At 48.4% G+C, this 24,539-nt stretch carries 20 protein-coding genes and 1 pseudogene; 1 reads left to right on the top strand and 20 read right to left on the bottom strand.

All coding sequences use genetic code 11. The features are described 5' to 3' along the window. Window positions 1-8 precede the first annotated feature (8 nt). Window positions 9-233, bottom strand: a pseudogene (locus BIT28_RS28950) (PhzF family phenazine biosynthesis protein); the annotation flags it as partial. A gap of 119 nt (window positions 234-352) precedes the next feature. Beyond that, on the bottom strand, window positions 353-4,627 hold the full coding sequence (locus BIT28_RS03550) for a hypothetical protein (RefSeq protein ID WP_139310431.1): 4,275 nt from the start codon (window positions 4,625-4,627) through the stop codon (window positions 353-355). 500 nt (window positions 4,628-5,127) lie between these two features. On the opposite strand from BIT28_RS03550, the gene BIT28_RS03545 reads away from it, so the two are divergent. Continuing rightward, a complete protein-coding gene (locus tag BIT28_RS03545; RefSeq protein WP_075762266.1) occupies window positions 5,128-5,769 on the top strand; it encodes a T3SS effector IpaJ family cysteine protease in 642 nt (213 codons plus the stop codon). Between the two features lie 188 nt (window positions 5,770-5,957). Here the strand turns inward: BIT28_RS03545 and BIT28_RS03540 are convergent, their stop codons facing one another. The 18 genes from BIT28_RS03540 to BIT28_RS03455 form a co-directional block, all read right to left on the bottom strand. Then, the gene (locus BIT28_RS03540; RefSeq protein ID WP_075762265.1) at window positions 5,958-7,589 is read right to left on the bottom strand and encodes a methyl-accepting chemotaxis protein; all 1,632 of its coding nucleotides are present in this window, start codon (window positions 7,587-7,589) and stop codon (window positions 5,958-5,960) included. Between the two features lie 245 nt (window positions 7,590-7,834). Then, a complete protein-coding gene (locus BIT28_RS03535) occupies window positions 7,835-8,410 on the bottom strand; it encodes a histidine phosphatase family protein (RefSeq protein WP_075762264.1) in 576 nt (191 codons plus the stop codon). Then, complete coding sequence (locus BIT28_RS03530; RefSeq protein ID WP_075762263.1) at window positions 8,407-9,771, bottom strand: cobyrinic acid a,c-diamide synthase CobB; 1,365 nt, start codon at window positions 9,769-9,771, stop codon at window positions 8,407-8,409. Before BIT28_RS03530 ends, BIT28_RS03535 begins: the two co-directional genes overlap by 4 nt. Before the next feature lie 58 nt (window positions 9,772-9,829). Continuing rightward, a complete protein-coding gene (locus tag BIT28_RS03525) occupies window positions 9,830-10,858 on the bottom strand; it encodes a nicotinate-nucleotide--dimethylbenzimidazole phosphoribosyltransferase family protein (protein WP_075762262.1) in 1,029 nt (342 codons plus the stop codon). 68 nt (window positions 10,859-10,926) lie between these two features. Next, window positions 10,927-11,949, bottom strand: a complete 1,023-nt coding sequence (gene cobD / locus BIT28_RS03520; RefSeq protein WP_075762261.1) for a threonine-phosphate decarboxylase CobD — start codon at window positions 11,947-11,949, stop codon at window positions 10,927-10,929. Window positions 11,950-11,963: 14 nt separating this feature from the next. After that, on the bottom strand, window positions 11,964-12,962 hold the full coding sequence (gene cbiB, locus BIT28_RS03515; protein WP_075762260.1) for an adenosylcobinamide-phosphate synthase CbiB: 999 nt from the start codon (window positions 12,960-12,962) through the stop codon (window positions 11,964-11,966). Continuing rightward, the gene (gene cobA, locus BIT28_RS03510) at window positions 12,952-14,340 is read right to left on the bottom strand and encodes a uroporphyrinogen-III C-methyltransferase (RefSeq protein ID WP_075762259.1); all 1,389 of its coding nucleotides are present in this window, start codon (window positions 14,338-14,340) and stop codon (window positions 12,952-12,954) included. The genes cbiB and cobA overlap by 11 nt, the downstream gene beginning before the upstream one ends. Next, window positions 14,327-15,163, bottom strand: a complete 837-nt coding sequence (gene cobM, locus BIT28_RS03505; protein ID WP_075762258.1) for a precorrin-4 C(11)-methyltransferase — start codon at window positions 15,161-15,163, stop codon at window positions 14,327-14,329. The genes cobA and cobM overlap by 14 nt, the downstream gene beginning before the upstream one ends. Before the next feature lie 11 nt (window positions 15,164-15,174). Then, window positions 15,175-15,999, bottom strand: a complete 825-nt coding sequence (cobJ, locus tag BIT28_RS03500) for a precorrin-3B C(17)-methyltransferase (RefSeq protein WP_075762257.1) — start codon at window positions 15,997-15,999, stop codon at window positions 15,175-15,177. After that, window positions 15,992-16,864, bottom strand: coding sequence for a sirohydrochlorin cobaltochelatase (locus BIT28_RS03495; protein WP_075762256.1), 873 nt, complete (start codon window positions 16,862-16,864; stop codon window positions 15,992-15,994). Before BIT28_RS03495 ends, cobJ begins: the two co-directional genes overlap by 8 nt. Further along, window positions 16,861-18,486, bottom strand: a complete 1,626-nt coding sequence (locus tag BIT28_RS03490; protein ID WP_075762255.1) for a cobalamin biosynthesis protein — start codon at window positions 18,484-18,486, stop codon at window positions 16,861-16,863. Before BIT28_RS03490 ends, BIT28_RS03495 begins: the two co-directional genes overlap by 4 nt. Before the next feature lie 7 nt (window positions 18,487-18,493). Beyond that, a complete protein-coding gene (cobI, locus tag BIT28_RS03485) occupies window positions 18,494-19,276 on the bottom strand; it encodes a precorrin-2 C(20)-methyltransferase (protein WP_075762254.1) in 783 nt (260 codons plus the stop codon). Continuing rightward, on the bottom strand, window positions 19,269-20,528 hold the full coding sequence (locus tag BIT28_RS03480; protein ID WP_075762253.1) for a bifunctional cobalt-precorrin-7 (C(5))-methyltransferase/cobalt-precorrin-6B (C(15))-methyltransferase: 1,260 nt from the start codon (window positions 20,526-20,528) through the stop codon (window positions 19,269-19,271). The genes cobI and BIT28_RS03480 overlap by 8 nt, the downstream gene beginning before the upstream one ends. Further along, window positions 20,525-21,178, bottom strand: a complete 654-nt coding sequence (locus BIT28_RS03475) for a precorrin-8X methylmutase (RefSeq protein ID WP_075762252.1) — start codon at window positions 21,176-21,178, stop codon at window positions 20,525-20,527. Before BIT28_RS03475 ends, BIT28_RS03480 begins: the two co-directional genes overlap by 4 nt. Continuing rightward, window positions 21,135-22,418 carry a cobalt-precorrin-5B (C(1))-methyltransferase gene (locus BIT28_RS03470; RefSeq protein WP_075762251.1) on the bottom strand — a complete coding sequence of 428 codons (1,284 nt, stop codon included), beginning with the start codon at window positions 22,416-22,418 and terminating at the stop codon, window positions 21,135-21,137. The genes BIT28_RS03475 and BIT28_RS03470 overlap by 44 nt, the downstream gene beginning before the upstream one ends. Next, window positions 22,415-23,146 carry an energy-coupling factor ABC transporter ATP-binding protein gene (locus BIT28_RS03465; protein WP_075762250.1) on the bottom strand — a complete coding sequence of 244 codons (732 nt, stop codon included), beginning with the start codon at window positions 23,144-23,146 and terminating at the stop codon, window positions 22,415-22,417. The genes BIT28_RS03470 and BIT28_RS03465 overlap by 4 nt, the downstream gene beginning before the upstream one ends. Then, window positions 23,143-23,940 carry an energy-coupling factor transporter transmembrane component T family protein gene (locus tag BIT28_RS03460; protein WP_075762249.1) on the bottom strand — a complete coding sequence of 266 codons (798 nt, stop codon included), beginning with the start codon at window positions 23,938-23,940 and terminating at the stop codon, window positions 23,143-23,145. The genes BIT28_RS03465 and BIT28_RS03460 overlap by 4 nt, the downstream gene beginning before the upstream one ends. After that, window positions 23,937-24,536: an SdrD B-like domain-containing protein gene (locus BIT28_RS03455; protein ID WP_139310430.1), complete on the bottom strand. Its 600-nt coding sequence runs from the start codon at window positions 24,534-24,536 to the stop codon at window positions 23,937-23,939. The genes BIT28_RS03460 and BIT28_RS03455 overlap by 4 nt, the downstream gene beginning before the upstream one ends. Window positions 24,537-24,539 lie beyond the last annotated feature (3 nt).

Below are 24,539 nucleotides of genomic sequence, written 5' to 3'. Positions count from 1 at the left end.
CCATCTTTCTAAATTAACTTTACTGTTTTTTGTAATCGTACATTGGCGGTTAATGCAATACTGTCCACACTCGCCTGCCTCACTTGAAAATATCCACCTTGTGGCGAAAGCTGGCTCACCTCCAGCACTCGATGAGACAAACGCGCCGACCAATACGGACCTAACGAACACTGTGCTGAACCTGTGGCTAAATCTTCATTAATACCAATACTTGGTGCAAAATACCTGAGAACATATCCATTATCACCGTTTTACGCGGTAACAATGATTGCATGAAAATCATGTATATAACAAATATCCCCCTATGATCAATGAGATCATAAGGGGATATATATTTCGTTTCTGACTGCGATTAGTCTTTACTGATTTGTTTAAGAATAAGGCTCGTTAATTCACCCTCACCTTCAGCAGGGGCTGGGTTTGCCCACTCACCGGATGTATCTATCCAGAAAGTTTTTACTGAGAAGTATTCACCATCTGTTTCAACGATGGACATTTTTTCCGTGGAACCTGCATAATCCTGATGGGTTATAGACAGCAGTAGCTGACCATCGTCAAGCTGCCAGTCAAAGCCAAACTCGCCGTCTTCGGCATCTACAAAAGCGCCTTTATTGTTTGGATCAAAACGTAGCCGCTCATCCTCTTTATAGATAGGCTCTCCCTGTTCATTAATGCCTTCGGTATAGAGCAGTGCCCACAATGTAGACTTGTCATTATTACCCACCAGCATGTCTTCAGTGAACTTCAGTGCCTTATCGTCAGTCATTACCCGGCAACTTTCAGTCGCGGCATAATAATCGTCAATAACGTTAAAGGCTGAAGGTTGGTCAAGCTCATTGTTCCACGGGCTGTTTCCTTCAATGCATTCAGTGATCTTGTTGCCTTCATATTCACGGAAAACAAAGCTCCATACCTCTTTGAACCATTGTCCGTCATCATGGTAAACATCGTAGGCAATAAAGCTACTTTGATTGTCCGAATACAGCAGGTTAGCCAGTAGCATATACTCTTCAGGGTTTGCGGTATCCCAAGTAATTTTGAGATATCCCTCATCGGTTCGTTCCCAACGACGCGTTGTACTTAAACGGCTTTCACCTGCGCGATAGTAATCAACGGTGTTATCGGCATTAAACTGATACGCCCGAGTATCACCGTCGCCACGTACACGAACAAACTTGATATTGGCAATTCCAGCGGCATCTTCTTCTGTTATGAAGTGATGACCGCCACATGATTGTATCGCAGTGGAAAAATCAGCCATTGTTGCGCTGGTTGTTGCTAAATCAACTTTACAACTACGAACGGTATAGTTTTCTGGGCGATTATATGTAAAGCCCGATGACCAAACCTCTTTCAGGTCTTGTCCGTCTTCATTCCACTCACTATAGAGCTTGAAACTAATACGGGTATCATCCTTGTTGACATAAGCGAAATAATCTAAATCACCGTTACCGTAATCAATGACAACAATCCCTTCTGAGTTGATTTCCCAGGTAAATTGACCATTCGGGTAACCGTTTTTGAAGTACTGGCCAGTTCCGTCAGCATTAAGCACCCAATGGCGAAGCTCACCACGGCTATTCGTCCGATAAAATGCTTTACCTCCAATATCAGAAACCGTCACAGCTTCATATTGGCAGCTAGTCGCACTGGCAACAAACTCCTGATAACTAGGACTTGCAGCCGGTACATCATTAACGTCATCCCATTCAGTATCACCTTCAGAACATACGGCATACTCTTTAACTCCTATACCTAGCTCTAACGCGCGGGCCGTTGCCTGCGCCTGATCAAGATAGAACTCACCAAGCCAGCTGGTCCAGCTATAGCTGTTACCTCCCTCATTGGTATTGATGGTACTGATTTCAACCATCATACGCCAGTAAGCGTTATACCAATCCCAAGGCTCTGCGCTAAAGGGAACCGAAATAACGACCGTTCCAACTCCGTTATCATTGACTAGCCAACCATTCTTGATACCGTTATCTGTCAATGTAATATCTAGTAACTGATACTTTCCATCATCACTGCCCGTAATTGCCGAGTTATTGGTGATAAGGTGCCAAACCACAGGCTGGCCACTGTCATCAATTCGGAATGACGGTGTTAGGACTTTGCCATCGTAGTTACTCAGTCCGGGGATTTGCTCTGATGTTATTTGAGCTAACTCATAGTTCGCGGCTCGAAGGGCTTCAACCTTACCGGTTAAGTCGACAATGTTTTGAGTTCCCCATTCAGCAAAGCGATGCCCAAGCCACATCCCATTGTCCAAGCGTTGGAACACTTTATAATCCTGCCCCATATCGTTTGTTAATACAGTGAAGTTTTCCCTGTCTTGGCCGAAGTAGTTGTCATCTACTGCAAAGCTCGCCCAACTGGATGATTCCACTTTCTCACTATCGCTGACTTCACGGGTTTGTGTCGTATACTGACTAAATAGCACTCCATTAGGATTAGCCTCATCCATCCGTTTCTGGTGACGCCCGTCTGTTTCATCAAGCAAGAAGCGCTTGCCGGACTGAGTAGCTGTTTTTAACCCGTCCTGCCAACTGATTTGTCGATTAACTTCATACCACTGCGGTCCAAGTTCTCCGGCTTTGCCCTGGACATAGGTATAGTGAGAATACTCTTCAAAATCGGTGTTATGAGGATTTGACCAAACCGGACGCTGATAGGCGAAGGTGTAGCCCTGCGCATCAACATCAGTAAGCTGAAGACTGACGTTAACCAGACCATCAGCATTCCAGTCTCTCAACTCTTCGAAGCCAGTAAGCAGCCCGCCACTAAATGTCGCAATCGTCTGATACTGGTATTCAGGAATATATTGTTCGGCTTCAAAATCAAAACCGTCAGTTGGGTATTGCTTAACATCTTGCGTGACCTTGTCGCTACTCTCACCTTGTTCGTTGGTTTGAATAATGTGCTGTATGGCATCAACCCCAGTAAGATCTTTGGCTGCTATTTGCGCCGCAAGATCAAGGTTGTCAAACTGGCGAGAGTCCGCCCCATTGTCTCCCCCTTCAGGTTGAGCGCTCGATTCATCGATATATCGCCAGAAGGTTTCCCCCTCCGAGGTGCGGCTTCCCTGCTCAAAAGCTTTCCCTCTGAAGCCCACGACACCATCGAGGTTAAAATCATATTCCCAACCCCGTGTCCGTACCAATTCACCGGCTGGAGACAGATCACTGACTTCATTTTCTTTTCCGAAATAGCGGTTACTGCCAACCATAGAATACGTTGTAATCTTGGTTGTTCTGATGTTACCGCTATTAAACGTTTCTACCACAGAGGTTGTATTGGTGTTCAGTTCACGCACGTCACTGAGCAAGGAGATCATGACCGGGCCCGTATTGTTGACAGTGGTCGTTGTATCGGCAACCGACTTTTCAGCGTTGTCAGGATAACTGTCACTATTATCACCGACATTGTCATCGTCTGAGTCAAGCCACTCGGTGCTATCTTCCGGGAACCTGTCAGCTAGATTGTCACCATATCCATCATCGTCACTGTCTGCCCATTCAGTATTGTCTTCAGGGAATTTATCGGCGACATTGTCACCATAATTGTCACCATCGCTATCTGCCCATTCGGTACTGTCTTCAGGGAACACATCGGCAAAGTTATCGCCATAACCGTCACCGTCAGTATCGGCCCACTCGGTGCTATCCTCAGGGAATTTATCGGCAGCCTCGTCACCATAACCGTCGCCGTCGCTGTCTGCCCACTCGGTACTGTCTTGCGGGAACTTGTCAGCTAAATTGTCACCATAGCCATCACCGTCGGTATCAGCCCACTCAGTGCTGTCCTCGGGGAATTTATCTTCAGAATCGGCGACACCGTCTTTATCTTTGTCAGATTCAACATTCTTACTTTCGTTGACTATACGATCAAAGTCATAATCATCACCAACCTCATCGCCTCGATCACTCTTCAGTGCCGTGCCCACTTCATCTCCGCTATCCAAGACATCAACAAGGGTATCTGCGAGGTTACTTTCATTCAGTGCATCTTCATCGTTGGGTAATACGCCGGCTGATACGATCGACTTCGCTGATTGTTGTACGAGCTTAACCGCGACGGTATCAATTTGTGGGTTATTGTCACCATAATCTTCCGTAAGCAACTCCGCTTCAATGCCAAGCATACTGGCAATGTCTATTACCGCCTGCTCGACAGGTATGCCTTCGCTACGTACTTTCATATCAACCATTGTCGTCAAGGGGCTAACCACTTCACTCCCCGCAGGCGCCGACATGATGAAGTTTTTCGAAACAGTTACACCCGGGTTGTCTTCATCGATTGTTTCGCCAGTAATAGCCTTGACAACAATGGGATATTGCTCAGGATTATCAATCCCGGTGACATCCAACTCTGTATACCCCTTATCGCCGCTTTTGCTCTTCGGCTCATTGGCGTCAAGCTGGTAGTCTCTGTCGAGATCCAGCCAGACCGTTGCTTTATTAAGATAACCATCAATTGCTGTCACGCTCATGGTCGTCTGGGGTTGCGGGTTAGGCTGAGGCGTTTCAACAGCTGTGTTGTTGTTGCTGCTGTCATCGTTACAGCCCGCTAGCATCAATAGGGTCCCCAGCCCTACTGCGATAGCAAGAGGATGTTGTTTCATCATACGGTTCCTTGTATCTCTTCTACGAAAAGACATCCCAACGTCAATAGCTGGCTCAAAGTGACCCATCTTTACCAGATCATCTTTGCTATTGAGCTGGGTGAATCTCACTTATTGACGGTTATAGAACTTAGGATGACGATCAGCATCCCCCGTCCGGGGGACAAGTTACTGCTTGTATAAGAGAAGGAGCAAAGTATTGATCTCAATCATGATTGTGTTATCGGGGACGCAAGCCAATTCACCATCCTAGGTGTTGAGCTATTGGCTAGCGATGCATTGGAGGAAGATCCAGAATATTATGTCGCTTGAGCTCTCATAACATTAGTTTCATGCGGTTTCTCTCGCATTTATATTAACTACAAATATGTCAATACCGTTCTCTCACATATTATTTCCCCTAATGGTTAATAAAAGGCCATCAGAATTAGTGGGCAATATTTATTTAATAACCTCGCTTTATACCAATTTAATATTCTTAATCAAGTACTCGGATTACATGAATGAACAAGTTTCCAAACTTAAGGCAACCCAAAGGAAGTGCCTACTGTGGCCCCTATTGCATTGTTGCATGTTTATACGCATTGAAATTACTACCACACGTATTGCTGACAGAAATCAATAAATATAATTTTAAAGAAAAGAATTTCAACGGTGAATTAGTAGATTTAACATCAGCCTATAACTTGAATGAACTCGCCTTAAAGATCTACTCAGTAACAGGCATATTGTCTGAAGGAAAAGATCCTGCCTACATCGATGGTTCTGGCTCTAACTCATTAGCCGCTGTGTTATATGTGCTCAATAAATTAGGGCTAAAAACTGAAGTAGTAATCGCTGATAGCACTCATTACACATACTTACAGACTCTGTTTCCTTTCGAATTTGAGCTTCTCAATCAGTTAAAAGCCCCTATCACAGTACTAAATGACCAGCCTGCTATGCTTGGCGGGCAACTGCTTATCTCAGTCATAGCTTTTCCAGACAGCCTCCACTTTGTCGCCAATAATGACAAGGGTGAATGGTTTGATTCCGAACTCAACGATCATCAGTTAAATTGGGACGCGATAGAGCAATGGGATACTAGTTCAAATAAAAGAGAGAAGGCCACTTGGCTCGGAATTTCTATTAGAGTCAGCATTTAGATTTCTACTGATATACCCAAGCTACCTCAAGATGCTAATTAAAGGCGATTAGAAATTGAAATACCTCAAATAAAAAAAACAGTCACCTATAGATGGTGACTGTTATTCTTAAAAATAAGGGTTACCTATTAATCTGGTTACTTTCTCATTCTGTAACGCTAATTACTCAGGCAACAAACCTTTACCTGCTAGCAGCGAAAAAACTCAAGCTGCTTGCGCTGCTGCTCTGCCAAACGTGACAACTCCTCACTTGCACTTGCGCTTTGCGTAATTCCAACCACGTTCAGGTTCACCAGCTCAGACATATTCACAACGTTCTGGTTGATATTTTGTGTGACCTGAGATTGTTGTTCTGCAGCTGTCGCAACTTCGGTATTCATGTCACCAATCATATCTATTGCATCAGTGATGCCGCCCAGTACTTCATTTGCCACACCATTAAGCTCTTCGGCTTGCTGCAACATCTTCAGCGACTCTTGCATACCTTCATTGGCACCACTCGACTGGTGCTGAAGATCTTCAATAATCGCCTGGATCTCGCGTGTCGAATCCTGAGTCCGTGCGGCAAGCATCCTTACCTCATCAGCAACAACCGCAAACCCGCGACCGGACTCACCAGCTCGTGCAGCCTCAATAGCTGCATTCAGCGCCAGCAAGTTGGTCTGCTCAGAAATAGACTGAATAACTTCTATTACTTTGCTCACTTCTTCAGACTGTTCACGCAAATGCGTCACAACCTGCGCTGCTTCAGTCATCTTTACCATGGTTTCGCGACTTGCCTGTTCGCTCTGGGCAAACACACTCAGTCCCTCGTTAACCATCTTATGACTCTGCTTGGAACATGTATCAGCCTCGGAAGCATTTCCGCTGACATTCTCAGCAGTGCTGGAAAGCTCATTTACAGCCGAAGCAACCTGTTCAATTTCACTCAGTTCGCTCTGGGCATTATTTTGCGCAGAGACCATAACTTCGGCCAGCTCTGTAGAAGCTGACGCAACCTCATGGCTAATTCGGTTCAGAGAGTCAATGGTTTCATTTAATTTACCAAGCGTTAAGTTAAGATCATGACTCAACTGGGTGATCTCGTTATCACCTAGCTCTTCAGTACGAACTGACAAATCCCCTTGCGCAACTCGTTTTAGCGCACCACACACCGACATAATCGGATTAATAATCAGTCCCGACAAATACCAGGCGATCATCAAGCCAACACCAACGATAACGGCCATAACAACCATTACACCCTGCATCATCTGACGGTAGTCTGACTCAACAGACTTCAGTTCGACTTTGACATCTTCTTCAATCGCAGTAGCCAGCTGGTCAATAGCCTCAATCAGCTCGCTTCCCACATTCCGGAAACGAGATGCTAACTTCTCTTCGTCGCTAATCGTTACTTTCCCTGCGTTCTTCCGCGCGACAAATGGTTTTAGATCACGATCAATAAAATCCTGATAAGCCTGCATCTTATTACGAATAGTACTGATATAGCTGCTTAGGTACTCATTCTGACTTAGCTGATCAAGCAAGCGATTATTATTGCTAAAGCCCGTTCTCACAGCACTGTCTAGATTAGCTAATACCGTTTGATCATAAAGACTATAAATAGCACTGACCCGCACCTGATAGGTATTTTTCAGAACATCTTGAGCAATACTCTTTTCGGAAAGAGCGCTAAAGGTTACCTCGTTAGATAACGCCCGCTGCTGACGCGATTCTTTGGTTACGACAACAAAAGCAATCAGCATGATCAGACAGATCATGACTACAGGTAACAAAACCTGCTTTCGTACGGATATGTTATTGATATTAAACAGCATGCACTAGCCTATAAAGCATTGTTTGTATTTCAAAAAGCGTTCGAATTTAGCATGGAAAAGAGCAAAAATATTGATTTTTATCAACATGTTATGGCGTTCCAGGCCGTCAATATTACGACTGTTCGGCTATATTTTTTTGACACTGCTTTATTTATTTAAATATCAATAGGTTAAATGTGCAATCAATTAACTGCATGTGAAAATTCTGAAAGATTAGTTAATAATTCGAAACATTAATCGCAAGACTAAATGATGCTTCTTTCGACAGATTCAGCAAGCCGGACCACCACAGGCTCACCGTTACTCAAGATCCCCTTACCTTGCCGCCAGGATGGTTTGCCTAGAATGATGTTTTGTAGCGCCCGCAACCATTCACCGTGACTGACCACAAGTACGGTGTTGCCTTTATGCCGAGCGGTAATATCGCTAAGCCAACTGTTTATTCGCTGCTCAAACTGTTGCTCTTTTTCAACACCCGGCACACTTGTCATCTTAGCTTGATACCGGTGATGATAACCGTGCCAAAATGTTCCGCCACTTACGCTATCAAGCACCTGCTTTCCTTCCAGTGCCCCGAAACAGCGCTCACGCAAGCGAGTGTCAGTGATGATATGAGCCCGGGAGATATTGGCAATAATACGTGCCGTTGACTGTGCTCTTCCCAAATCACTACTGTATATCACATCGCTTTTGATTAATGCTGGTGACAAGGCCGACAACTGACGTTTAGCCTCCGGAGTGAGCGAGCTATCTCGCCAACCCTGAAGCTTGTTTGTAAGATTCCATTGAGTCTGACCATGACGGAGTAAAATCAGCTTCATCGCTTAATCACGTTACCTAAGAAAATGTCGGCAACCAAGGCAGGGTTCGACGGGAAATACCAATGGATATAAGAGGCAATCAAATTATTCTTGAACCATACCGGATCCGTTTTGTGCCCACGCTGAGTAAAAGGCTGGGTAAGCACTTGTTCTGTTGACTGGGTTGTTGAGTAATGGAAGGTATGACCTCGTAATACATACTTATTATCATCATCGAGAACATAGTGATCAGCGGCAGCACCGCCGTCTCGATAAGGATTAAAATCTGCTTCGACCATACCCAGTGCTGCCAGTTTCGGCTGCATTGCAGACTCTGCTTCAAGTACGCCACTCAAGGTAGTCGTCATACCATCCAATGTCTTCAACGCTCGGTTCAGGTAAAGCATCCCGCCACACTCTGCCAAGCAAGGTTTACCTTGTTCAACATGTTGTTTTATCTGTTCAATCAGCCTTTGATTTTCAGCCAACGCACCAGCAGATAGCTCAGGGTATCCCCCCGGCAAATACAGTGCATCACACTTTGGCAAGCTATCCCCTAGCACCGGCGAGAAGAAGTGCAGTTTCGCCCCCAGCATTTTCAGCAAATCCACATTGGCTCGGTAAATAAAGCTAAATGCCCTATCTCTGGCAATGGCGATCGTTTTGCCTGCCAGCATGGGAGAAACTGTATCGTCAAATACCTCATCAAAAACAGTTGAAGGCGGTAGCGAGACAGCTCCATGCTCTCCAATCAAACCGGCTGCTCTGTCTAGCCGGATATCCAAATCATCAAGCTCATCAGCCTGAACTAATCCCAAATGACGCTCTGGAAGTGTAATATCGCCGTCTTTGGGTAACCAGCCACAAAATGCCAAGCTCTCCGGTAAGCTTTCTTGCAACATTTGCGCATGGTGAATCGAGCCTACACGGTTGGCGACCACGCCAAACATTTCGATATCATCCCTGTAATTTGCCAAGCCATAGGCCAAGGCACCAAATGTCTGGGCCATCGCGCCAGCATCAATAACCGCCAATACCGGGATGCCGAGCCTTGTCGCAATATCGGCACTCGAGCAGTGGCCATCAAACATCCCCATCACACCTTCGATAAGGATCAAATCAGCATCTTTCGCTGCCTCTGCGATGAGGGCTTTGCAATGTTTCTCACCGCACATCCAGAAATCTAGCTGATAGACAGGATGGTGAGAAGCAAACTCCAAAAAACGCGGATCAATAAAATCTGGTCCGGTTTTAAACACCCTTACTCTCTTTCCCTGTAAGTGAAAATGGCGAGCCAGGGCTGCCACAACCGTCGTTTTCCCGCTGCCAGAAGATGGCGCGCTAACTACCAATGCCGGGCATTGAACTGACGTATTTTTCATTATTATGTTACCTAACTCTCATGCTCATACTACGCATGTAATCTATCCAATATTCAGCCTATTCCAGCCAAGGCTTTACTGCTGCATCCAAGCACTCAATGATCTGCTGCTGAGATAAACCCAGTTGCTCTGCAAAGACCAGGCTTCCCCCTAGGCCGCAGCCTTCAACTACATAACCCTGCTCATACAAATGCAGCGCGCGATAGGATGACTGATTAAAGTCAGTCACTGATGGCACAACTTCGATTGAAGAAGGTAAGTTCGACAATACCTTACGGGCATTTGTTCCTTCTAATACCCACCTTGTTGTCGCGATATGTAATTGGTGTTGGATGACATCGACTCCCATTGCCAACAACGGAGCGATAAACATCATTCCGCCCGCAAGGCGTAAGGCAAGTACGGTTTTGTCATGACTTTGTGTCATCAGCAATGCGCACAGGGCACGCTGAACGGGATCGGAAGCTTGCTGGTGCTGTATGAATGTATTGACATCACGGGGGAAAAAAGAGAATTGATCCATCAACTGCTTAATGGTTTTAGCCTTCATCACCAGCTTTTCCGGATCCTTTGTACTACCTGCTAAAGTAATTTCATTTGCTAACCAATGTTTTAGCCACAAGGTCGCAAATGTTGTCCCTCCGACGCCACACTCGGCAATAACATGCTCTTCACCGGCGTGATACTGACGTACTAATTCTGGCAACAACTGCTGCCTGACCAGACGAGCTTCTTCACCGGGCAGACAGTAATGGCAAACAATGTCATCAAGCATACTGCCACTAAAATCCGGCTGTTGTTCTAGACCGAGCTGATAGCAATGAAGGCGTACTTTTAGCCCCTGATGCTGCAAGGCTTTCAGCAGCCCATGCACCAAGATTGCCGGGCTAACGGACTCAGAGCCCGCTACCGGTGATGGTGAAAACACCCCGTTTAATGGTGTGTTGGCACGTCCGCAAGCGATTAATTCGGCATCCCTTGTGGGTGTCAACTGCATCAAGTTTTCGCCAGCACCGGCATCACTCACTCGATGGAGGTCGGGCAAGGGTGCGACAGCATTAAAAATGATAAAGTTAAGCCACTGCACGATTATTGCCCTGCCTTTGTTTGCCGTATTCCATCACAATCATCATTTAATTGGTTCCTTAAGAAACATCACACAGATTGCGTTATGGCTTTTAATACCACATCAAGTCGCTGCCATTCTGATTCATCTCGCGGCAGGCCAAATCTAAGTGCATTCTTCTCATCGCACAAACGGGTTAATACGGCATGTCGACAAAGCTGCTGATGAACTATAGGTGCATCATGCAGACCAACTGTCTGAAATAACTCTGATCCACTCACTGGAGTTGAAAAATAGCAAGTAAGCAATGTACGTAATCGCGACGAGTACCCCGCCAACTGTTGCCGCATCCGTCGCTGCCACTGCTGGTCAAGCAAGGCCTCGCGTGTAACCCAACGACTCGGGCCGGGAATTGTCCACGGCCCCAACTTGAGTGCAATAGCGTCAAGAAGCAGATGATTTCCGAAAAGAAAACCGACCCGGGCACCAGCCAGACCAAAGAATTTCCCTACCGATCGTAGCACAACAACATTGTCACCCAGTTGCCGACTCAGCAGGGAGTGCCGGGGAGTACAGTCAATAAACGCCTCATCGACGATTAACAGCCCCTGTCTTTGCTGAAGCTGACTTTGCCACTGCTGTAGCGTCTCTATCGGTAGCATGACACCTGTTGGGTTATTAGGATTGATGGCAACAATAACATCTGCGCGTGCCAACTGTGCTTCACTCGGAGCGGTATCGTAGAACTCTATCTGCCACTTCGCGCCATTAGGCCCAATGAAATGTTGCCAGGCATACTGATGCTCTTTGTAGCCCACCCGTGGCAATAACACGACACCGAGCTCTCCGCGCTGTGTCGCTATCACTTCAGGCAACGCCATAATGGCAGCCTGAGAACCGGCAACCGCCAGCAATGGCTCACAGCCGTAATAACCGGCTGCCGCCTCCTCGAGTCCGTCATTCAGTTCGGGAAGCCTGTTCCATACCGCTGAAGGTATCGACGGGCAAGGATAAGCAAAAGGGCTGACTCCAGTTGAAAGATCCAGCCATTCGGCAACAGGTATCTGATATCGCCGGGAATATTCCAATAAATTACCGCCATGTTCTAACATCTTGTATTGCCTGCTTAACCTAGTCCCAAAAGAAGTAACACTAACACCCAAACCCATGCCCCGCAGATGACCAGGCGATTGGCCTGGATGATCACCGGGTAATCGGCAAATTCACCACTGCCCATATAGATTTTCTCATGACGTTTCCCGTGATAGATCGCGGGACCACCAATGGTTGTATTCAGCGTACCTGCACCTGCGCACATCACTACCCCGCCATTGGGGCTGGCACACAAAGGTGCTTGTTCCTGCCAGCATTTCATCGCCAGTTGAAAATTTCCCTGTATGCCATAAGTCAGGGCAGTCAGGCGTGCCGGTATCCAGCCAAGAAAGTCATCAAGCTTGGCGGCTGCAAACCCGAAATATCGATAACGCTCATTCTTATAGCCCCACATCGCATCCAGTGTATTAGCGAGTCGAAACAGCAGCGCGCCCGGAGCACCTGCAACAACAAACCAGAATAGGGCCCCGAAGACAGCATCGTTGCCATTTTCCAGCACGGACTCCACTGTCGCTGAAGTTATCTGCTTTTTGTTCATAGATGCTGTTTCGCGACTAACAATAAAGCTGATCTTTTCACGGGCCAACGTGATATCCCCAGCTTTGAGCGGGCGATAGATCTCGCCGGCATGAAAAGTCAAACTGTTACCGCCAAGGGTGAAATACAACACGACCACGTTAATAAGCAGCCAGAGCCAGAATGACACTTGTGCAAGCCATAACATTAAAGCGCAAACCACTATCAAAATAGGTAACACAGCCAGACACAAGGCGGCTATTCCGACGCTTCGGAGCCGTGCTTCTTGATTGCCAGTATCACTTTGCCGACTTATCAGCAAGAACTGCTGACGGCAAACCCTTTCAACCCAGTTAGACCAGTTACCAAAACCCACCAACGGATGAAAACGGCTTGGCTCGCCAAGAAAGCTATCCAGCAATAGTGCTGCTGCCACGGCGACGGCAACAACCAACAACTCAACATCGGTTGCCTGCGCCCCTACATCAAACCACATCCAGCACCTCGTTTTTGAGTTCAAGCATCGCTTCGAAAGTAGTGATAGGCAATTGCTCGTTAGGCAAGGAGCTGGCCCACTCTACTGCCTCATCGTTCAATGCAATGATTACTGCATGCGCCAATTCTGGCAACTGAGGTAGCAAGGACTTTGCCTGGGCGGTATCTTCCACAATTAACCAATCTACCCGAGGCAGCTCAACACGCATTGGCGGATAGTGCCGGGAACCAAGACAACGCTCCATACCATGGCCACGCGAGTTGCGCTTGGCCCCAACAGGAACCGATAGCACCGCCCGATTATAGATGCCTGTATCAGAAGAAGAGTCGGCAACAATACCCAGTTGCATCAGAGCTTTTGCCGCTTCGGTACTTTCGGCGCAGATAAGCATAGAGAAACGGCGAATATCCCATTTATGGCGACGTAGCCCCTGCCACCACAGCGTTACCGAAGCCGAGTCGACAAATGACAGTACCGAATATTGGCACAGTTCCGTCAGCAGCGATTGGTCAACGAAACTTTCCAGCTGTGGCTCTGGCGCGTTGTATATTTCTGCACCTGATAATTTCAATTTATCGAGGCCTGAGTATTGGCCACAGAGCAACACGCGGCTGCCTGAGAGCGGCATCCCTTGGCGCCATGACAGCTCGTCTACCAAATTGACAACATTTCCCATGACAACCAGTGCCGGATCATGGTTATCGAGCGCCAGTATCTGATCACCTATGGTTGCCAGACTTCCCTTGGTCACAGTGTGGCTGGCGCAAGTAGCCGAGGAGATATGTGCAACCGGTGTTGTCGGACACCGCCCCTGATCCATTAATTGTTCTGCATGCTGTGCAAGCTTCTTCGCCCCCATATAGAGGACAAGCGTCCCGCTTGACTGGCCGAGAGCCGCCCATGAAGACAGCGACGTTGAGCCTTGATGACCACTTGCAAAGGTCACATCGGAAGCAATACCGGCACTTGTTAAAGGGAACCCTGAATAGGCAGCGGCCCCCAGAGCCGCCGTAATACCCGGCACAATCTCATAATCGATGCCATGCTCTTGCAAATTACGGCACTCTTCCGTAATGCGACCAAAAATACACGGATCGCCCGCTTTTAATCTCAGAACGTGTTTGCCCTGCTTGGCAAAATTAATCACCTCGGGGTGCATGCCATAATCAATATGGCAATGGCGGTATCCCCGATAGCCAACCTCAAACAACTCAATATGATCGGGAACGCAGGCTAAAATAGCCGGGCTTACAAGCTTGTCATAGCACACCACATCACACCGATGCATTAAGTCGAAAGCACGGCGTGTTAATAAATCAGGATCGCCCGGCCCCGCGCCGACCAAAAATACCTTACCGATGACCTTACCTACACTCATCACAATGCCCCGGTATAACAAGTTGATCAGCTGTTGCTCCGTTATCTACAGTAACGACATCATTGACGACTGTTGCTTTGCGGCAGGCATGAGAAAACGCCGGGTCATAGAGCTTAGAGTCAGCAAAATCTTCAATGGCAAACACTTTGCTGATAATAATCATTGCCGTCGAACGGATTTTTGCCTGATGCATTTTCTCTGCTATATCCGCCAATGTACCGCGAATAATACGCTGCTCCGGGTGAGAGGCTTTTTCAACCACAACGACCGGCCATGTTACGGGATAAACCTCTTCAAGCTCACGCACCACCTTGCGGATCAATGTGGCACTGAGGAACAAACACAGAGTTGCTTCATGCGCTGCCAGAGATTTGAGGTTTTCCTTTTCAGGAACAGGCGTTCGACCCGAGGCACGGCTGAGAATAATCGTCTGACACTGCTCCGGAATTGTCAGCTCCTGACCAAGTGCTGCAGCGGCAGCCTGAAACGATGACACACCGGGTATCACCTGCCAGTCAATGCCCAACGCTTTCAAACGGCGGGTTTGTTCGGCAAGCGAAGAATAAATCGATAAATCCCCCGTTTGCACACGCGCGACATCCTGCCCCTGCTCGAAAGCATTGACGTACACTTTCGTTATCTCGTCAAGATCCATATCGGCAGAATTGAGGACCAAGGCATCGGGCTGCGCCCTGTCAATGACAGCTTTGGGAACCAAGCTGCCGGTGTAAAGGACGACAGGACAGGATTCAACCAACTTCGCTCCCTTTACCGTGATCAAGTCCGGTTCACCCGGACCTGCGCCAATAAAATACACAGTCATCGTTGTCTCCGTTATTCTCTTTCTGCATTATCGACTGCAAGTGCATGCCCGCGCTTCTGTCCGGGCAAGGTCACACCATCGTCCAGCTGATATTTATTACGGTATCCACGCGGGGTAACAATCCAGTCTTGATACAGGAAACTACTGCTGTTTCCGACAATCACCGCCGCATTCATCCCAAATTCCAGTTCGGTAAATTGGTCGAGCGTTGTCAGGTTCACATGCTGCTCATCACGATAGGCCGCATTCACCACCGCGACAGGCGTACTCGGCTCACGGTAAGCCAGCAAAATACGCTGCGCATTTTCGATGTGACTTTTACGCTTACGCGAGCGTGGATTATAAAACGTGATAGCAAAGTCAGCTTCAGCTGCAGCATGGATCCGTTTTTCGATTACTGGCCAAGGTGTGAGCAAGTCGGAAAGTGAAATCGTACAACTATCATGGCCAAGCGGCGCACCAACCAAAGAGGCACAGGCATTGGCCGCCGTAATACCGGGAATAATCTCTACCTGGGGTCCCTGCTCGGCACTCCATCCTTGCTCCGTCAGCAGCTCGAGTACCAAGGGGGCCATCGCATACATCCCTGCATCACCAGAACAGACCAACACCACGTCGCGCCCTGCTTTTGCTTGTGCAACCGCTGCGGCCGCTCTGTCCCACTCTCGAGTCATTCCGCTTTGGATCACCTCCTGGTGCGTGATGAGATCTTGAATAAGATCTACATAGGCTTTATAGCCAGCCACCACATCGGCATCGACAATGGCCTGTCTGGCCCTTAAAGACATAAGATCCAAACTTCCGGGCCCTAACCCGACCAGAATTAGCTTAGCCACACGACACCTCTGACTCAGGTGCCCGCAAGCGAATTAGCCCTTCCTCCACTTGCTGCTCTAACACTGAAACCAGCTCAGGAAGATCAAGCAGACAAAATCTGTCACCGCTAATCGGTTCAGCCAAAGAAACATCAAAGCTATTGTCCAGAGATTGCTTAATTTCAACCAGATCATTGACGAAGTGATTGCCGGACACGAGCAACAGTGGGATCAAGCGTAGCTGTGGCTTAATCGCGTGCTCAGTACAAGCAGAAGCCTGTTGTCCAACTGCCAGCATTTCCTGTGACAGTGATTCGGCGATCAGACGGAATGGCCATGCTCCTTCGAGTGAGCAGGTAAAGTTCTTCGCCGATAGCTTCATCAGCATACTATCGCAATACTGGATAGCCTGATGACCAGGGTTATCCAGTAACGGGGCACCATGATGGATAAACAGATTCACATCACTCCCTTGGGAAAAACGGTGGTTCAGCGCTGCCAAAATGGCACTAGCATGCAAAGTGTGATGCATGATTGCCGGCGTATGCTCAATGCTGGCTAGCGAGAACTGGCGGAAGCCTTTCACCATTTTAGATAATTGCAAATGTTCATCTGTCGGGAACATATAACAGGAAACCACCAGAATATGCTGATACCCCTCCATATCAAGATCTGCCAACACCTGCGGCAGACTTTGATAACGCTCTCCTTGCTGACCCAGCTTTTTAATCACCATCTTTGAGCTAAAGGCAAGTTTTACCATACAGCTCGGATAACGTTCAGCCAGTCGCTGTCGCAAAGCCAAATAACGCTGTTGCTCGACTACCGAGCCAAAGCAAGTTAAGACAATAGCCGTCCCTTTGTTATGGTGCCTCAATCGTTTCATTGTGTTGCCAATCCTTGTGAATTATTAATTATCTCGTCTCGGGTGATCGGCTTTGCCGCATCTATGGCGGCGAAGTATTCCGGCTCCAAAACAGAACTCAGCGGTACGCGATCAGCCAGTGCCAGGAACAAGCGGCGCCACTGGGTCAGCGTCAGGTTTTCAACATTTCGCAGCCAGCTCCCGTTGTTGACTGGCGTCTCGTTGCTTTCAAGACGTTCGTAAACCACCAGCGTGGCGCGATTGCGACATGCTCCCGCACATTGTGTCCGGCTCAGTTTGATGCGGTTGTTACCGCTGGCAAGCCCCATCTCCTTGATAAGAGAGCGAAGTTCATGCGTGAGGTTTTTACTGCCTTCCTTGCTGCACCGTCCGCCTTCGCACAGCAATAAGTGATGCCGGTGATACAACATCGGCCGGTCTAAATCGACATGCTTGGGTTTGCATTGATACCCTTTTACCACGTCACTTCCATGGGCATTTATTTTGCTCTTCTGCCCAAGCCAGTTTTTCCAATTGTGTCTCGAGAACGCTTCTTCATGCTCGATTCGACAGCACGACACAGTGACGTTGTAACCATCCAGCTTGAATTTCCATTTTGGCGCTAGCAGCTTATTGGTATGGCTATGCTTCAATGCCGCCGCTTCGGCAACCGATGCCACACCAGTCACCTTCTCGACATAGGAAGATGGATTTTCGATCCCTTCGACATCACGCAACTGTTCCGCACTGTAGGTAACAAAGGGCCATTGTTGCTGTTGGGAATAGGCCAGCAAACCTGCTTCATCAGCCTTCAGGTCGATACTGGCCATCGCTGATACGCTATCAATGGAAAGGTTATTTTCAGCCAGGAACCTGTCGATACCGGCCTGAATTGTTGATAATGGAGTGTTACGGTCGCAACCGATTCCTAGCACCAGTGACTTAGGCCGCCATAAAACGGCTTTATGCTGCCAATGTTCATAGTGCTCTGGCTCTCTCCGGTCGCTAATAAGCACCAGCCCCTGCCAAAGCTCGCTATCAATTTCAGCTAATTGAGCATGGCAATAAATGTGCTTCGGCATGGTACGTTTATAGGGCCACCAACTTCTTTCGCCCGCCTGCTGTACCACCAGAACAGGTTTATCATTGACGACTGCCGCGGAAACCGAAGTGATTGCGGCCTCACACTGGGGATCCAGTGCCCAGCCAAACGGTGCTCCCATCATGTCGACCGACAGTGTATTGGCGGCGTCTGATGCAGTTGTCACGACCGGCGTGGCTTTAAGAATTTGTGCCACACGCTGTGCCATCGTGTTAGCGCCACCACGGTGGCCAGATAACATTGGGATCGCGAACTGGCCTTGGTCATCAACACAGATCACTGCAGGGTCTTGGCGTTTATCTGTCAGTAACGGTGCCATTATGCGGCTGACAATGCCTGTCGCAAAAATACAAATATGGCAATCGTAATGGTGGAAATTCGGTGCGATAAACTCAGCCAGCGGCAACGTCAGCAATGATGCTGAGACACACTCTTCAAGCCCGACCTCGCTGACGAAAACATCGGCAAAAGGTAATTCCCGGTGTAACCGCTGCGCTTGTCTGGCACCATTAAGGGTGATCGCATAAACAGCTATTTTCATTGAGCATTCACCCCACCCATTCATCGGCACTAGTTTGCTGGGAACCTCTCAAAATGCCCCGGCGGCTTCGGATAGACAACTGAACCATTGAAAAGTAGCGATGCTCCGCAGGTACTTCTCGAAGATCATGATAGATTTCCTGCTTATCCATCGTGGCGTGAGACACATAGGTCGCACAATCCAGCAACCCCATATCCTCCAACATCGCTGTAAGTTCAGGGATCACCCGGCCCGCCTTAATCAACATAATAGTGTCGAACTCGACCATCAAGCGAGGCAGACATTCCATACCATAGGTTGCCGGCACCACACAAAACCGTTCCTGACCATCTGCCAGCGGAATCTTTGTCTGGGACGGAATCGCAGTGATTGACGTAATCCCGGGAACTATTTCAGGCTCCAACTGAGGCATGATCTCGCTAAGTTCTTCCTGAACATAAGCCCAGGTGCTAAATACAGACGGATCGCCTTCTGTCACAAACACTACCTTTTTTCCGGCTTTAACATGATCAGCAATTTGCGATGCGGCACGACGCCATGCAGGAACATTTACCGAAGCATCCCGAGTCATCGGAAAATGCAAAAAACAACGCTCAGCTGCCAGTTCGTCATCGTCAATCGCACCAGTCACTATCTGCCAGGCAAATGAATCACCCTTACCCAAGGTTTTCTCCGGAATCGCTATCACATCAGCTTGTTGCAATAATCTAACTGCCTTGAGGGTAAGCAGTTCGCTGTCTCCGGTGCCTACACCGACAGCAAATAATTGACCAGCAGAGTTATCATTCATTGTTATTACCTTGTTGCGTCACTGACTTATTAAATATGAAAAGATGGATCGGGTTTTCAGCCTGATATCGGGTATAATGTGCCAGAGGGACCCCTTGTGAGACGGAGGCAAGCTGCACTTTCGGGTTAAGCTGGTTTAGTTTGCTCCATTGATGAATTTCAACAACAGAGTCAATAGTGACGGCTGTCACGACCAACACCCCTTGTTCAGCTAGCTGCTGCCAGCAATGCGATAATATATCGCCCATCGCCCCGCGTGTTCCGCCGACAAATACCGCATCAGGCGCAGGCAAACCCACCAGAGCCTCTGGCGCTCTCCCTTTTAGCAGAGTGACATTGTCGGTGCCGTGAGCTGCGATATTCGCCTCGATAGCTGTGTAACAGGCCTCGTTGCATTCGACCGTATAAACACTCCCCTGCCAGCACTGCTTGGCGGCCTCAATTGCAATCGAACCCGACCCCGTGCCGATATCCCAAACAGTGGTAGCAGGTCGAAGCCTCATTTCTGCCAGAGCCAAATGCCGAATTGGCTGCTTGGTAATCAACCCTCGCTGCGGCATGCGCTTCTCAAAGGCATCATCATCGGCAAACTGGCCGTACTCTCCCCAAAACCCAGGTGCTGTTCGTTCAGCAATAATTACATTTAGCGGGTCAAACTCATCTCCTGACAGTTCGGCCAACTCTGAGACACGATATTCCGTAATGCGTTCGCCTGGAGCCCCGAGTTGCTCACAAACACTGAGCTGCCATGAGGTTTCTCCGTAATGCAGCAAATGTTGTGCAATTACCGATGGTGTATTGGTACTATCCGTCAGTATCGCGAACAAATCGCCCTGCTGCAGCTGACAAACCAAACCTGCTATTTTCCTGCCATGCAATGACAAACAACGAGCATCCTGCCAGGGTAAGCCCAGACGAGAGAAAGCCAACTGCATGGAAGAGGGTGAAGGGATAAAGCACAACTCACGCTGATCGAATTGTTTTCTCAAGGTACTACCAATGCCATAGAACAGCGGATCCCCCGAAGCAAGAACAACGACCTCACCCTCTTCACTCTCATCGATAAGCTGGTTCAGCCATGGTCTGAACCCATTGTCCATTGGCAATAAACGGCCTTTAAACTGGGGAAACCAATGCAACAAACGTGAGTGTCCGGCCAGCACCCGGGCTTGGGCTACAGCATTTACAGCACGACTGGTAAGGCTTATACAGCCATCTTCCGGCACACCGACAATAGTAATGGCTGCAGTCATACAGACTCCGTGAGCAAAGCATGAATAGTTGAGACCACCAGAGGGCTCCCCCCTTTTCGACCAAGGCTGGCGATATAAGGCACGATATGTTGTTCTGTCAGCGCCTGTTTTGATTCTTCCGCCTTCACAAAACCCACCGGGATCCCCACAATCAATGCAGGTTTGGCTTCGTTGTCAGCAACCATTCGAAGCACCTCAAAAAGCGCGGTCGGGGCATTACCCACCCCCACAATCGCGCCATCGAGCAACCCGAGATCTCTGGCATAACGCATCGCCCAAATTGCTCGCGTTTCACCCTCTTTCTTGGCAATTTCAATAACCTTGGCATCGCTGATAAAACAGTGAGCCTGATTCCCATAGACTGATAGCCTTTGCTGACTAAGCCCGCTGGTAATCATGGTGACATCGGTAATGATCGGAGCCCCTGCCTTCAGCGCAGCAATACCGGAAGATGTTGCCTGCTCACTGAATCGAAATAAGTCCTCAAACTCAAAGTCGCCTGTGGTATGAATCGCTCGACGTACAACCGCCCATTGGGCAGGCGTAAAGCTATGTCCACCGTGAATCTGTTCGATTTCACGATCAATGATGTCAAATGAGCTTTCTTCAATTTGGCGGCCTTGCCGGGTTAATTGCTGCATGCTTTTCATTACGGCAGTCCTTGTTATGGTTTTTTCTGTTGGTTAAAGGTGAAATCAATCTGTTGCACGACCCTGACTGCTGCTTGCAACGACTATCAGCCGGATATTGAGCCAGCAAGCTGCCATCAAAATCAATCAGGCGAAATTCAATCATGACCTTGTCAGCCACATAATCAGTCGCATACTTGGCTGCATGGCAGCAAAGAGCCTGTAAATATCTGCTAGCTGAAAAAGAAAAAGTCACTGCAGAAGGGTTTGAACGGTTATTTGAAGCCTGAACAAGATCAAGCACGTGTCGCCCGGTATTGGCATTCGCCAAGTCTCCGCACAGCACCTCATCTGCACCATGCTGAGCGGCAATGTCGGCCAGTTGGGAAAAACTAATCGCATGGCCGGACACATGAGTCATCATATGGCCGGACACCATTTTCCCCAGCTTGCCGATCATCGCGACGACAGTCACTTTCCCGATCTGGTATCGCTTGGCGGCACGCAACCCAACCCCGACAAAATCGCCCGCTTGTATAAACGCCATAGCGTTAAGCTGGGGCAACATCTCCATTGCCGATCGCTCTGATCGACTTCCAGTAGTCAGTACCACATGATCAAGGCGATTTGCACTGGCCACCTGCACCGACTGGCGTACCGACGCCGAGAATGCAGAGGTCGAGTAAGGTTTAACCGTGCCACGGGTCCCTAGTATCGAAATGCCACCAACCAACCCTAACCGTTCGCTGATAGTCTGTTTCGCACACTCTTTGCCTTCCGGTACACGGATTTCCAGTGCCAATCCCGGCTCACGGTGCTGCTCAGGCGGACATGCCAACCACTCGGCCATTGCCATATCGTATATATTCTGCCGAGGAACGGGGTTGATCGCCGCCTCTCCCACAGGGAGTTCCAGCCCAGGTAAAGTAACTGTCGCCACCCCTTCTCCACCGTCAATATGAATGCCCGGCTCGGCATACCACGACGCCATGCATTGAATCTCTATGCCATGGGTACAGTCGGGATCATCACCGCCGTCTTTTATTACACTCGCCAGCACCCCCTCAGAAGTGTGTACGAGACGAAACAACTCAAAGCAGGCTTTATCACCATTGGGTAAAGTAATCGTTACCTGACGAATGCATTCATCAGTCAGCAAATAGTGTGTCGCTGCCCGGCTGGCAGCTGCCGCACAAGCCCCCGTCGTAAACCCTGAACGTAGTTCATTACAATGCTTTGAGCGTTTCACTTGAGTAATCACGCGCCACCACCTACCTGAACTGCCTCTTGATTCATGCTGGCACCCTCGATATTCGCGGTAGAAACAGGCACTAACCGGCCTTGTTGCAAACAATATTCTTGCGATACAAGTTCAGAACGAAATTGCTTATCGTGACTGACAATGATCATTGGCAACTGGCAGTCATGTAGAATTTCTAACAACCGTTGCTTATTCTCCTGATCCAAGTCATTCGTGGGTTCGTCCAGGAGCAGAGCCTCGGGCTCCATCACCAACACGGTTGCCAAGGCCACCAAGCGTTTCTGGCCGCCGGACAACTGATAACTGACACATTCGGTTAAGTCACCAATACCAAGCTGACTGAGTATCGCAATGGCTTTCTGACGAGCTTCAATAACACTAAACCCTTGGTTCAAAGGGCCGAAGCAAACATCATCAATCACAGTCGGGCAAAAAAGCTGATCATCGGGATCCTGAAAAACCAGACCAATACGAGTCCGGTACTGTCTGAACTTGGCTTCATCGAGTCGATTTTTGCTATAACAACTCTCGCCAAACAGACGAACGTTGCCCTTGTCAGCTGGCAGTAACCCCATGATCAATTGAAGCAGAGTGCTTTTCCCGCAGCCATTACTCCCGGTTATTGCTATTCGATCGCCACCTGACAGATTGAAATCTAGCTGCTCGGCACAAATCTTCCCGTTAGGGCGCGAATAACTCAGTTGTTCGAGGGCAATTAATTCACTCATGACCACTCCTGAATAGGCAATATGCTAACTAACCAACTCACAGCGATATCTCCATGAAAAATCAGGGCAACAATGATGAGATACCCGCCAAGATAACGTTTGTCACGTGCAGACAAAGGGACCGTCGGAGTCTGCGGGAAACGTCCATTGAAACCACGACATTTCATTGCCAGCCAAATCCGATCGGCACGATCCAACGCCCGTACCAGCATCATGCCAAACAGGTAGCCATAACTGCGCCATGTGTGTAGCGAACTGTCAGGCCGGAACCCTCTGGCCTTCATGGCCTGACGTAATCGCTTAAATTCCAAATGCATAACACTGATATAGCGAATACTTAGCTGCATTATCAGCACCAATTTATGCGGTACCTTCAGCTCGGCGAGAGCATAGCTCAAACTCATTGCATTTAGCCCCGCACACAGGGCCATTAAGGTGATAACAAGGATATTCGCCTTAAACAAAATCATTGCTGTCAGTGTCATGCCTTCTCGGGTCACCGCCATCTCACCGACATGAAATGCGACCTCTCCCGGCTCGGTAAACGGTAATAAAATAACGGTAAACACAATAAAACCATCAACGGCTGCCAGACGTTTCAATCCAGTACAAAGCCCGACAAGGCTATGTTGCCATAGATGAAGTGCCAACAGCCCATATCCAAACAGAGGCACCCATTGCTTGTTCATCACAACCGCAGCTGCAACAACAATCGCCAGCAACAACCGCACTCTTGGGGCAGCATTAACTGATGACATCTGTGTCGATGATGTAGCAAGCAAAGCGTCTATCATTGGCGACGAGACCGATAGAGAACAAACAGCCCGAACAGACCAAAGATATATCCGATCCCACCCAAGATATCGTGAAGTCGGACTTTCGCCTCATATTGGTCAAGCTGCTCACGCAAAGGACGAATTGCTTTCGCTACTGCCTGCTCTACCTGAGCTTTCGAAAGAGTACTATCAACAGTTTTTTGTGACTGTGAAGCTTCTGGGCCAGAAGGCTCAACAACGATATCCATATCACTTTCATCGACGGAAAATTCACTCGCCGAAATGTAATAAGTAGCGACATGGCCCTGACCGGCATCGGTGCGGATTTGATAATCCCCAGCTGCTAATGCTTCAAAGCGAAACTGCCCTTCCTCATCACTTTGAGTGGTTGCTACAACTTTCTGGTCAACAAGCAACTCGACGGTTGAATCAGCAGCCATTTGGCCATTTGTAAAATAGGCTTCGCCTTCAATGGCCTCCCCTTCAACCCATGAAAAAGCCTTCATTCTGTGAGCGTAGGCACTAGTTGAGCTAACGGCTAACAGACTTACGCTCAACAAGGCTAGGCCTGCGATATTGGCGATTGAGCACCGGGCACAAGTAATACTATTCATAAT

Origin of the sequence: Photobacterium proteolyticum, assembly GCF_001939735.1 — a bacterium.
In the GTDB taxonomy this organism is placed as follows: Bacteria; Pseudomonadota; Gammaproteobacteria; order Enterobacterales; family Vibrionaceae; genus Photobacterium; species Photobacterium proteolyticum.
This window is presented reverse-complemented; position numbering and strand designations above follow the sequence as displayed.

Coding starts and splice junctions, on each gene's coding strand:
- BIT28_RS03550 (WP_139310431.1), bottom strand. CDS start 4,627: ATGATGAAACAACATCCTCTTGCTATCGCAGTAGGGCTGGGGACCCTA.
- BIT28_RS03545 (WP_075762266.1), top strand. CDS start 5,128: ATGAACAAGTTTCCAAACTTAAGGCAACCCAAAGGAAGTGCCTACTGT.
- BIT28_RS03540 (WP_075762265.1), bottom strand. CDS start 7,589: ATGCTGTTTAATATCAATAACATATCCGTACGAAAGCAGGTTTTGTTA.
- BIT28_RS03535 (WP_075762264.1), bottom strand. CDS start 8,410: ATGAAGCTGATTTTACTCCGTCATGGTCAGACTCAATGGAATCTTACA.
- BIT28_RS03530 (WP_075762263.1), bottom strand. CDS start 9,771: ATGAAAAATACGTCAGTTCAATGCCCGGCATTGGTAGTTAGCGCGCCA.
- cobD (WP_075762261.1), bottom strand. CDS start 11,949: ATGTTAGAACATGGCGGTAATTTATTGGAATATTCCCGGCGATATCAG.
- cbiB (WP_075762260.1), bottom strand. CDS start 12,962: ATGTGGTTTGATGTAGGGGCGCAGGCAACCGATGTTGAGTTGTTGGTT.
- cobA (WP_075762259.1), bottom strand. CDS start 14,340: ATGAGTGTAGGTAAGGTCATCGGTAAGGTATTTTTGGTCGGCGCGGGG.
- cobM (WP_075762258.1), bottom strand. CDS start 15,163: ATGACTGTGTATTTTATTGGCGCAGGTCCGGGTGAACCGGACTTGATC.
- BIT28_RS03495 (WP_075762256.1), bottom strand. CDS start 16,864: ATGAAACGATTGAGGCACCATAACAAAGGGACGGCTATTGTCTTAACT.
- BIT28_RS03490 (WP_075762255.1), bottom strand. CDS start 18,486: ATGAAAATAGCTGTTTATGCGATCACCCTTAATGGTGCCAGACAAGCG.
- cobI (WP_075762254.1), bottom strand. CDS start 19,276: ATGAATGATAACTCTGCTGGTCAATTATTTGCTGTCGGTGTAGGCACC.
- BIT28_RS03480 (WP_075762253.1), bottom strand. CDS start 20,528: ATGACTGCAGCCATTACTATTGTCGGTGTGCCGGAAGATGGCTGTATA.
- BIT28_RS03475 (WP_075762252.1), bottom strand. CDS start 21,178: ATGAAAAGCATGCAGCAATTAACCCGGCAAGGCCGCCAAATTGAAGAA.
- BIT28_RS03465 (WP_075762250.1), bottom strand. CDS start 23,146: ATGAGTGAATTAATTGCCCTCGAACAACTGAGTTATTCGCGCCCTAAC.
- BIT28_RS03460 (WP_075762249.1), bottom strand. CDS start 23,940: ATGATAGACGCTTTGCTTGCTACATCATCGACACAGATGTCATCAGTT.
- BIT28_RS03455 (WP_139310430.1), bottom strand. CDS start 24,536: ATGAATAGTATTACTTGTGCCCGGTGCTCAATCGCCAATATCGCAGGC.